Consider the following 10,041-nt stretch of genomic DNA (forward strand, 5'->3'; position numbering starts at 1 on the left):
TCCTATTGCTCACCGGGCTGACAGTCAATATTCTGCGCTGCAACGCCGCATTGCAAAGGACACACGATGACCACCCCAATCCCGCATCCGCTGACGCCCCAGGACTGCCTGGTCGCCGTGATGATCGCAGTATCGGCATCCGACGAGAACATTCGCACCTCGGAACTGGTCAAGATCGAAAATGCCGTCAACAACCTGCCGGTATTCGCAGGCTATGACACCGACCGGATGCGGGTAATGGCGCAAACCGTGTTCGACCTTTTCAGCGTCGAGGACGGGCTTGAGGCGCTGTTCGGTCTGGTCCGTGACAACCTGCCCGAGCGCCTGTTCGAGACCGCCTATGCGCTGGCCTGTGACGTGGCGGCCGCCGATGGCACGCTGGACGAGCCCGAGCTGCGAATCCTCGAAGAAATCCGCTATGAGCTGAATATCGACCGCCTGCACGCCGCCGCCATCGAACGCGGTTCTCGCGCCCGTCACCTGACCCTCTAGCCCCTTTCCTTCCGCCCGCAAATTTGGTCTTAATGGCGCCAAAGCCACGGGAGGATTTCAGATGCGCTGCGTTTTCGTCAATATCCGCTGCAAGCCCGGCACGTCTTATCGCGTCGCCGAGCAGATCGCGCTGCGCGAAATTCATTCCGAGCTCTACTCGACATCCGGGCCCTTCGACCTGCTGCTCAAGTTGTATCTGGAAGAATCCGAGGATGTTGGCCATTTCATCAATGAAAAGCTGCTGGATATCGACGGGATCGAGCGGACGGAAACGACGCTGACATTCAAGGCGTTCTGACTACCAAGGGAGAGGGATTATGAAACTGAAATCACTGATTGCGGCCGCCTGCATGGGCGCGCTTGGCACCGGCGCACTGGCAGCCGACGGTAAAGTCAAGGTCGGCATGATCACCACGCTGTCGGGCGGTGGCGCCGGGCTTGGCATCGATGTGCGCGACGGGTTCCTGCTGGCCGCCAAGCTGGCCGGGAACGACAACCTTGAAATCGTGGTCGAGGACGATCAGCGCAAGCCCGAGATCGCGGTGCAGCTTGCCGACAAGATGATCCAGTCCGAGAAGGTGGATGTGCTGACCGGCATCATCTGGTCGAACCTGGCAATGGCGGTCGTGCCCGCAGCCACCGCGCAGGGCAAATTCTACCTCTCGCCCAACGCCGGACCCTCGGCGCTGGCGGGCAAGGGCTGTCATCCGAACTATTTCAACGTCGCCTGGCAGAATGACAACCTGCACGAGGCCGCGGGCGGTTATGCCAATTCGGCCGGTTTCAAGAAAAGCTTTATCCTGGCGCCCAACTATCCGGCGGGCCAGGACGCGCTGACCGGCTACAAGCGGCTATACCAGGGCGAACTGGCCGGCGAGATCTATACCAAGCTCGGTCAGAAGGATTATGCCAGCGAAATCGCCCAGATCCGGGCCAGCGACGCTGACAGCATCTTCTTCTTCCTGCCCGGCGGTATGGGGATTTCCTTCCTGAAACAGCTTTCCGACAGCGGTCTCGACCTGCCGGTCGTGGGTCCCGCCTTCAGCTTTGATCAGGGTATCCTGCAGGCGGTGGGCGATGCGGCGATGGGCGTGAAGAACACCAGCCAATGGAACAAGGACATCGACAACGCCGCCAACAAGACATTCGTCGGGGCGTTCGAGGCCGAATATGGCCGCCTGCCCTCGCTTTATGCGTCCCAGGGCTATGATACCGCCAACCTTCTGATCAGCGCCATGGCCAAGGCCGATGTCAGCGATGCCGATGCTTTCCGCGCCGCGCTGATGGAGGCCGATTTCGCCTCGACCCGGGGCGATTTCAAGTTCGCCGCCAACCATCACCCGGTGCAGACGATCTATGTCCGCGAGGTGATCAAGGAAGGTGACGTCTATACCAACAAGATCATCGGCACGGCACTGGAAGACCACGCCAATGTCTATGTGGACGATTGCAAGATGTAGTCGCCTTCACATCGTCGCCACTAGTGACGCGCCCGAAATTCCGGGCGCGTTTTTTTATGGAATGATCTCGAACTTCTTCACATCGACCAACCCGCGATCCGTGATCTTGAGCGCCGGGATCACCGGCAGGGCCAGAAAGGCCAGTTGCAAGAACGGCTCTTCCAATGTCACGCCAAGGTCGCGCGCCGCGTCGCGCAATTCGATCAGCCGGTCGCGCACCACCTCGAACGGCTCCAGGCTCATCAGCCCGGCCACGGGCAGCGCCAGTTCGGCCACAACCTTGCCATCCCGGGCGACCACGAACCCGCCCTCAATCTCGCCCAGCCGGTTCGCCGCCAGCGCCATGTCGCCGTAGTCGACCCCGACACAGGCGATGTTGTGATGATCGTGACACACGGTCGAGGCGATGGCCCCTGCCTGCAGGCCAAAGCCACGGACGAAACCGGTGGCGATATTGCCATTCTGGCCATGCCGCTCGACCACCGCGATACGGGCCAGATCGCGGGCCGGATCGGGGTATTTGTCGCCATCCACAATCTCGATTTCTTCACGCAGATGTTCGGTGATGATCTTGCCTTCGATGATGCCAATCACATCGGTATCGCTGCGGTTGCCGGCATGACGGAAATCGCGGGCACCAAGCTGCGGCGCGCTGACCGAGGCGCGGCCGATCGGAGAGACGATTTTCCGCGCGGCAAATGCCTCGTCGCCCACCACCCGCCCGGCACAAAGCACCAGCTGCGCATCACAGGCCTCAAGCGAGGAGACCGCGACGATATCCGCCCGTTTGCCCGGTGCGATCTGGCCGCGATCGTTGAGGCCAAACGCCTCGGCCGCCGAAAGCGACGCGGCGCGGTAGGCCGCAAGCGGGGTCGTGCCAAGCGCAATCAGCGTGCGGATCATGTAATCCAGATGGCCGTGCTCGGCGATGTCGAGCGGATTGCGGTCATCCGTGCAAAGGCACATATAGGGCGCGGTCCGTTCGCTCAGCAGCGGTTGCAGCGCGTGAAGATCCTTGCTGACCGAGCCTTCGCGGATCAGCACCCTCATGCCCTTCTGCAACTTTTCCCGCGCCTCTTCAGCCGTCGTTGCCTCGTGTTCGGTGCGGATTCCGGCGGCGATATAGGCGTTCAGATCGCGGCCCGTCAGCTGTGGGCAATGCCCGTCGACATGCCCGCCATCGTAGAGGCGCAGCTTGGCCATCGCAGCGGGTTCGCGATGAATGACGCCCGGGTAGTTCATGAATTCCGCCAGCCCGATCGCGGAGGGATGGCCCATCAGCGGCATCAGGTCTTCGGCCTCGATCCGCGCGCCCGAGGTTTCCATATCCGTTGACGGCACGCAGGATGACAATTGCACCCGGATATCCATGGCCGTCTGTTCACTGGCCGCCTGGAAATACCGGATGCCGTCTGGGCCCACGACATTGGCAATCTCATGCGGATCGCAGATTGCGGTGGTCACACCCCGGGGCGCGACGCAGCGGTCGAATTCAAACGGCGTAACCAGCGAGCTTTCGATATGCAGATGGGTGTCGATGAAACCGGGAACGAGTATTAATCCTGAAACATCAATGACCTGCCGGCTTTCGTAACTGGCGGCGATACCGACGATCTGGTCGTTGCATATGGCCACGTCACCGCTCAGCATCTCGCCCGTCACCAGGTCAAACACCTGCCCGCCGCGCAGCACAAGATCCGCGGGCTCGTCGCCACGGGCTTGTGCAATTCTCTGTTCCAGTTCCGCCATCCCCCGATGATGCCCCAGTTCCAAGGCCGCGCCAATGGGCAAAGAGCGGCGCAGATGCCGCATATGGTCAGCGCCGGAATTCCAGCCTAGGATCGGCAGGATGGCAGAGCTCTTGATTGTCTATTACTCACGAACGGGTGGCAGCCGGCAGATGGCCGAGGCGGCTTGTGCGGCTGCCCACGAGGAAGCGGAGACCCGGTTGTTGCGCGCGGACAAGGCCGGCCCCGAGGATCTGCTGAACGCCGATGGCTACATCTTTTGCGCGCCCGAGAATCTGGCCGCGATTGCCGGCGTGATGAAGGACTTTTTTGACCGCTGTTATTATCCCGTGCTCGGCCGGATCGAAGGGCGGCCCTATGCCCAGATGGTCTGCGCCGGATCCGACGGCGAAAACGCCGTGCGCCAGATCGCCCGCATTGCCCAGGGCTGGCGGCTGAAGCCCGTGCAAGAGCCCATCATCATCTGCACCCACGCGCAGACGCCGGAACAAATTCTGGCGACAAAAACGATCCCCGACTACGAGCTGGAAAAGTGCCGAGAACTAGGTCAGGCACTAGCGGCGGGTTTAAGCATGGGCGTATTCTGACGCCCGACACGTAATCTCAGCACTGCACCGGTGCCGCAAGCGGTTGGCCCGACCTGTCAGACCACCAGCACCATTCGGCTAAAGCATCCGCCGCAAAACCTGGAACCCCTTGAGCGGACGGGCCGAAGTTTATGAAGCAGGTGATCTCATCTTGACGCTTAGATACCCGGGGCCTGTCGGTACCAAACAGTATGAAGTCGATTGCGCCAGAAACACGTTCAGGGTCTCGATTTACCGAAATACCGCCCCCCACAATAGACCCGGACATGATCCGGTGCCCGTTGATGTTTGGAAAGGCGTGGCATCCGGCTTGATGCTTGTCGGGTTCAGAAACTTTAGCCAAGAAGCAGAAAATATCATCCCCTCCTGCGTGGTTTGGGCCTCAAGGCCTTGGCTCCAAGTCCTTGAGGGTGGGATCAAATGACGGACGGTGAGCCCGCCAGATAGTCGTAAAGGATAATAGGACACAGAAACCGATACGTCGCTTGCCAAAATTGAAAAGCGCAGTGTCAGTATTGTTCGTTCTCGGTAACAAAAGCCGCTCCTAAACTACATGGCGGGAGGCCTAAAATACGCGATCGCGATTATCCACATCGCGTGGCGCACGTCTAATTACCGCAAATTTAACTCATGGGAGGAGTCGTGATGACGCTTAGTCCGCGCATTAATTTCAACAGTTTCAAATCGGGTATCAGGACGGCGACCGCAGTTGCCGCGATGACAATGGCGACCGCATCTTGTGTGATCGCGGAGGAAGATTTCCGCCTGCGCGTGGCCACGGCGTTCGGAACCAATTTGCCAGGTCTGGGAGACCAGATCGTGACCATCGCCGACCAGATTTCCGTGCTTACGGAGGGTCAGGTACAGATGCGAGCGTTCGAGCCGGGCGCGCTTGTTGATGCCGCGTCGATCACACAAGCAGTCAAGGACAACAAGGTGCCGGTTGGGTACACTTGGCTGGGATATGATCAGGGCCGGATACCCGCCTCGGTTCTGATTTCAGCGGGTCGTCCATTCGGATTCGAACCGGTCGAATTCATATCTTGGTGGTTTGAAGGCGACGGCAAAGCGTTGGGCGAAGATCTATATGCCGCTCATAACATCCATCCCATTCTCTGCGGTCTGAACGGACCGGAAACGGCCGGTTGGTACCGCAAAGAAATAACCAACATCCAAGACTTCAATGGTCTGAACATACGGTTCGCTGGGCTAGGCGGGCAATTGCTACAGCAATTCGGCGCAGCCATCACCAACTTGCCTGGCGGTGAACTGTTCTCTGCCTTGGAACGCGGCGCCATCGACGCGACCGAATACAACACGCCGCAAGTGGACGTGAAGCTGGGCTTCTACAAAATCGCTGAATTCAATTACTTTCCAGGGTGGCATCAGGGATTTACCGCGATGCACCTGGTGGTAAATCGCGACGTCTGGAACTCGTTCAGCGATCGGCAACGCGCGGTAATCGAAACGGCTTGCACTGGTGGGACGCTAAGGAATCTGGCCCGAAGCGAGTACCTTGCAGGAATTCAAATGGCCGAAAACATCGCGAATGGCGTGCAGGTCCGCACTTTGTCCTCCGAAATTCTTGAGACACTAGAGGCCGCTTATCCAGCCGTCGAGGCTGCGCAGATTGAAGCGGATGCCAACTTTGCCACAATTGTCGAATCTCAGAATACCTTTCACGACACGTATGAGAAGTGGACCGCGGTCGGCTACATCCAGCGATAGCGCATAAATATCCGGACGAGGGCCAGGCATGACTTTTGTGCGCGAACCAGTCGATTCCACGGGCGGCCAGACGGCGGCCAACAATAGCCGCTCGTCAGAAACCGCATCACGGCGAGCCGCTACAGGTGCTGGAAGATCCGCACGAGTCTGGGGCTTCGTAGAAAAGTGCTTCAAAATTACGTCTCTGGTTTGGCTCGCTCTTATCGCAGTGGTTCTGGCTTCGATCGTATCGAGAAACTTTTCACTTGGAGGGCAGACCCTGCTCGAAGAGCTGCAATGGCATCTTTATGCGGTCGGTTTCATGGTCGGCGTACCATACTGTTTTATTACCGATGAGCATGTGCGTGTTAATCTTCTTCGCCAACGTTTGAACCGGTCTAGCAAGCTATGGATCGAATTGTTCGGTGGAATATTTCTGCTCTTGCCATTCATCCTTGTTGTCGAATTCTACGCGATCACATTTGTCTTCTACTCTTGGCAAACTCAAGAAGTGTCTTCCGCTCCTGGCGGGCTTCCGTTTCGCTGGATCATCAAATCCTTCATTCTGATCGGTTTTGGCCTGCTCTTGGCAGCATTGCTGGTGCGTCTTTGGCAAACGGCGCGAGATCTCTTGTCAACGAAGCGGAAGTACGGGGATCGTGCCAATAGAAAGTTTAGAAATGGAAATTAACGAGATTTTTTGCGTTCTGATGTTCGTGTCGTTCTTTGGCTTGCTGCTCACCGGCTTTCCTATCGCTTGGGTACTTGGGGGCATCGCAGTTCTTTTCACGTTCGCTGGTGACATCGCCCTAAACCATAGTGATCTGTTTCAGTCGACGTTTTACCAGGTCGACTGGAGTTATTTCTCGGCCATCGTAGACCGGATTTGGGACATAATGGAAAACTGGGTGCTGGTCGCCATGCCGCTGTTCATATTCATGGGTCTTCTGCTGGACAAGTCGGGCGTCGTAGACACGCTGATGCAAAATATGTCGCTGCTTTTCGGGCGCGTCCGAGGAGATCTTGCGGTCGTCGTTGCCGTTATCGGGATCATGTTGGCGGCATCGACCGGGATCATCGGGGCATCGGTCGTATTGTTGGCGACTATCGGCTTACCTGCCATGCTGGATCGTGGATACCGGCCCGAATATGCGACCGGTGTGATCTGTAGTATCGGCACGTTGGGCATTCTTATTCCCCCTAGTATCATGCTCGTATTAATGGCCGACCGGATGGCACTTCCGGTCGGAGACCTCTTTATGGGAGCCTTGGTTCCCGGTCTGATGCTTGGGGGGATGTACATTGTCTATCTGGTCATCAAGGCATATCGCATACCGGCAGTTGCGCCTCTTTCCGACGAGAATATCGAAATTGGCCTTGGCGCCGTCGCTAAAACCGTCCTCGCTATCCTGCCAACATCGGCGCTTATATTCGGTGTGCTGGGATCGATTTTCTGGGGTATCGCCACGCCGACGGAGGCGGCCGGTATCGGCGCCGTGGGTACGATGCTCCTGGCGTTTGCAAATGGCAGACTCAGCTGGTCGGTTCTGTTCGAGGTCTGTGAGCGCACACTGCGCACCACGGCATTTATCCTGGCAATTTTTCTTGGCGCCACGGCCTTTTCGCTGGTGCTGCGCGGATTCGGAGGCGATGAATTCATCGGCGCCAGCCTGCGCGGACTGCCATTCGGGCCCGATGGTGTAGTGATCACAATACTCGCGGTAACTTTTCTGCTCGGGTTTTTCCTGGACTGGATCGAGATAGTCTTGATCATCCTACCCCTTGTTTCGCCCGTCGTTACCGGTTTCGGCTTCGATCCTGTCTGGTTCACGGTGTTGTTCGCCGTTTGCCTTCAAACCTCTTTCCTAACGCCCCCAATGGGATTTGCGCTGTTTTATCTTGAAGGTGTTTCCCCAAATGGCGTGACCATGCGGCATATCTACAAAGGTATTGTGCCATACATCGGCATTCAAATTCTAGGCCTGAGCTTGGTGTTCCGGTTCCCCGAACTCGTGACATGGCTGCCGTCGATCACTTACTAGAGCCACGTCGCATGGACATCCGCCAGTCGGCAGCCAATTCGCCATTCAGATGCAACAAGACGGTGATCAGCGTCGCGTTGCATTGCTGCACGCGGCAGGTTTTTCAGAAGTAACAGCCCGACATGCGGACGCACGTGGATGTCGCCAAATTCTCTTGCTTCATCGAAGCCGTTCTACGACTGAAACCATTGTTGGCGTCGGCCCCCGGCTTGGCTCAACCATTGCTGCCCTTTGTCAAAGCAGAATACGAAACCATCCTCTTTTTGAGACTTGCAGAAGACCTGTCACCGGAGTGCAGAAAGGACAGTGGGACGCAGCTGAAGTCGCCGCGCTGTTCGACAAAGCAGTTACCATTTGCCGGTAACGTGACGCAGTTTTGTCAAGGCAAGTGCCTCAAACTGGTGAACAGTCACAGCACTTAATCTGGGGGCCACACATGCGACGCTTGCGGTTTCAGTGTGGGGGCATTTCTGGTCGCCCAAGAAGCGGCACGCTGCATGTTAGCTAGGGGCCAGAACACACTGCTGTTCGCCGGCGCCTCCGCCGGACTGAAGGGTTTTGTGCCGTTCGCACCATTCACTATGGGCAAGTTTACTTCGCGGGGAATGAGCCAAAGCTTTGCCCATGAACTTATATCATGCGGTGTCCGCGTCGGGCACATCGTCATCGACGGCGCAGTGTTTCGGTCGAAACGGGGCGCCTCATACAACGACCCCGCCTGGTCCTCGAACACCGCGAAAATCGCACGAACATTTCTGCACCTCGCACCTCTACCCAACAACGCATGAAACTCGTAGAGCGAACTACGTCCTCACACCGGGGCGCCTTATTTCGCGCGCCCTTCGCTGCACCAGACCCGTAACGCCGGGACCCGATTTTTATAGGAGCCCACAGCCGTTTGCGCTAAGGTTGTTGACGCGCTAGCGGCAAACACGCTCACCGAACGCCAAAAGGAAAATGCAATCTTGGCACAAAAAATGGACTGGAACGATCTCAGGTTCTTCCTCGCCGTTGCTCGTGCGAAATCACTCAGCAGTGCTGCACGTCAGTTGAGTGTCAGCACGTCGACCGTGTACCGGCGCGTAAAAGCGCTTGAAGACGCGCTTAGGCTGAAATTGTTCGATCACCTCACGGATGGCTACATCCCGACCGAAGTCGGCCGCGAATTGGTGCCGCAGGCCGAAGCCATTGAAGAACAGCTTGTCTGGCTGGAACATTCAGCTTCCGGCAGCCAGGACGGCATGTCCGGGCTGGTCCGCATTGCCCTTCCCGAGCTGATCGGCCAGGAACTGATCCTGCCGGAAATCGGCACTTTTCTGGCCCAGAACCCGCGGATTCGTCTTGAAATCAGTTCGAGCGTGCGGCCAATCCAGCTGACCAAGCGGGAATCTGATATCGCGGTCCGGCTCGTGCGTCCGAAAAGTGGGACCTACAAGATGCGGTCAATCGGCATCGTGGTGATGCGTTTTTATGCATCGGAAACGTATCTGAGCATCAACGGTATCCCCAAGGTTCCGGATGATTTGACCACGCACCGCGTTATCGGCTGGACGGACGAGTTGCGATATCTGGTCATGTCCGCATGGCTTGAAGAGGTATACCCCGAAGACCGCCTCGCGCTGCGGCTAACCTCACTCGAGGCCCAGCTCAGGGCGGTCAGCAATGGCGCGGGGATCGCCGTGCTACCATCCTTTGCCGCCGAGAAATGCGGGCTTGTGCCGGTCCTGGGCGACACAACCCGGCTCGAGCTCGATGTTTGGGTTCTGGTTCAGGAGGACTCCGTCATGAACAAGCGGGTCGGTGTCGCCCGGGATTTCATCGTCGAGACACTTTCGGCGCAGCTTCAATAGCGATGAGCGGCGCCTTGCGGAACCCCGCCTTGCCCTGGCCTTTTTTTCATTCGGCCTGGGTCAGTTGATCTTGCTGAGCAGGCTGTTGACGCTGTCTTTTGCGTCGCCGTAGAACATGCGGGTGTTTTCCTTGTAGAAGAGCGGGTTTTCGATGC

The 10,041-nt window shown here is 57.8% G+C and carries 9 protein-coding genes; 8 read left to right on the top strand and 1 reads right to left on the bottom strand.

Annotated elements, in window-relative coordinates:
* Nucleotides 1-66: 66 nt before the first annotated feature.
* The 3 genes from AAFO92_RS19700 (at nucleotide 67) to AAFO92_RS19710 (ending at nucleotide 1,952) form a co-directional block, all read left to right on the top strand.
* A complete protein-coding gene (locus AAFO92_RS19700; protein ID WP_347538114.1) occupies nucleotides 67-492 on the top strand; it encodes a tellurite resistance TerB family protein in 426 nt (141 codons plus the stop codon).
* Nucleotides 493-553: 61 nt separating this feature from the next.
* On the top strand, nucleotides 554-790 hold the full coding sequence (locus tag AAFO92_RS19705) for an Lrp/AsnC ligand binding domain-containing protein (protein WP_347538116.1): 237 nt from the start codon (nucleotides 554-556) through the stop codon (nucleotides 788-790).
* Nucleotides 791-809: 19 nt separating this feature from the next.
* Nucleotides 810-1,952: an ABC transporter substrate-binding protein gene (locus tag AAFO92_RS19710; RefSeq protein ID WP_347538118.1), complete on the top strand. Its 1,143-nt coding sequence runs from the start codon at nucleotides 810-812 to the stop codon at nucleotides 1,950-1,952.
* Between the two features lie 54 nt (nucleotides 1,953-2,006).
* Here AAFO92_RS19710 and ade read toward each other — a convergent pair whose 3' ends face one another.
* The gene (gene ade / locus AAFO92_RS19715) at nucleotides 2,007-3,701 is read right to left on the bottom strand and encodes an adenine deaminase (protein WP_347538136.1); all 1,695 of its coding nucleotides are present in this window, start codon (nucleotides 3,699-3,701) and stop codon (nucleotides 2,007-2,009) included.
* Between the two features lie 100 nt (nucleotides 3,702-3,801).
* Between ade and AAFO92_RS19720 the strand changes: the two genes are divergently transcribed.
* The 5 genes from AAFO92_RS19720 (at nucleotide 3,802) to AAFO92_RS19740 (ending at nucleotide 9,886) form a co-directional block, all read left to right on the top strand.
* Nucleotides 3,802-4,287 carry an NAD(P)H-dependent oxidoreductase gene (locus AAFO92_RS19720; protein WP_347538120.1) on the top strand — a complete coding sequence of 162 codons (486 nt, stop codon included), beginning with the start codon at nucleotides 3,802-3,804 and terminating at the stop codon, nucleotides 4,285-4,287.
* Nucleotides 4,288-4,932: 645 nt separating this feature from the next.
* Nucleotides 4,933-6,015 carry a TRAP transporter substrate-binding protein gene (locus tag AAFO92_RS19725; protein ID WP_347538122.1) on the top strand — a complete coding sequence of 361 codons (1,083 nt, stop codon included), beginning with the start codon at nucleotides 4,933-4,935 and terminating at the stop codon, nucleotides 6,013-6,015.
* Nucleotides 6,016-6,043: 28 nt separating this feature from the next.
* Nucleotides 6,044-6,685, top strand: a complete 642-nt coding sequence (locus tag AAFO92_RS19730; protein WP_347538124.1) for a TRAP transporter small permease subunit — start codon at nucleotides 6,044-6,046, stop codon at nucleotides 6,683-6,685.
* Entirely contained in the window at nucleotides 6,675-8,036 is a 1,362-nt protein-coding gene (locus tag AAFO92_RS19735) for a TRAP transporter large permease subunit (protein WP_347538126.1), read from the top strand. Before AAFO92_RS19730 ends, AAFO92_RS19735 begins: the two co-directional genes overlap by 11 nt.
* Before the next feature lie 965 nt (nucleotides 8,037-9,001).
* Entirely contained in the window at nucleotides 9,002-9,886 is an 885-nt protein-coding gene (locus tag AAFO92_RS19740; RefSeq protein ID WP_347538128.1) for a LysR family transcriptional regulator, read from the top strand.
* The last annotated feature ends 155 nt before the right edge of the window (nucleotides 9,887-10,041 follow it).

This window comes from Roseovarius sp. CAU 1744 (assembly GCF_039839345.1).
GTDB lineage: Bacteria > Pseudomonadota > Alphaproteobacteria > Rhodobacterales > Rhodobacteraceae > Roseovarius.

Bases quoted from the DNA above. Each gene is read 5' to 3' on its own strand.
- AAFO92_RS19700 (WP_347538114.1), top strand. From the start codon at position 67: ATGACCACCCCAATCCCGCATCCGCTGACGCCCCAGGACTGCCTGGTC.
- AAFO92_RS19705 (WP_347538116.1), top strand. From the start codon at position 554: ATGCGCTGCGTTTTCGTCAATATCCGCTGCAAGCCCGGCACGTCTTAT.
- AAFO92_RS19710 (WP_347538118.1), top strand. From the start codon at position 810: ATGAAACTGAAATCACTGATTGCGGCCGCCTGCATGGGCGCGCTTGGC.
- ade (WP_347538136.1), bottom strand. From the start codon at position 3,701: ATGGCGGAACTGGAACAGAGAATTGCACAAGCCCGTGGCGACGAGCCC.
- AAFO92_RS19720 (WP_347538120.1), top strand. From the start codon at position 3,802: ATGGCAGAGCTCTTGATTGTCTATTACTCACGAACGGGTGGCAGCCGG.
- AAFO92_RS19725 (WP_347538122.1), top strand. From the start codon at position 4,933: ATGACGCTTAGTCCGCGCATTAATTTCAACAGTTTCAAATCGGGTATC.
- AAFO92_RS19730 (WP_347538124.1), top strand. From the start codon at position 6,044: ATGACTTTTGTGCGCGAACCAGTCGATTCCACGGGCGGCCAGACGGCG.
- AAFO92_RS19735 (WP_347538126.1), top strand. From the start codon at position 6,675: ATGGAAATTAACGAGATTTTTTGCGTTCTGATGTTCGTGTCGTTCTTT.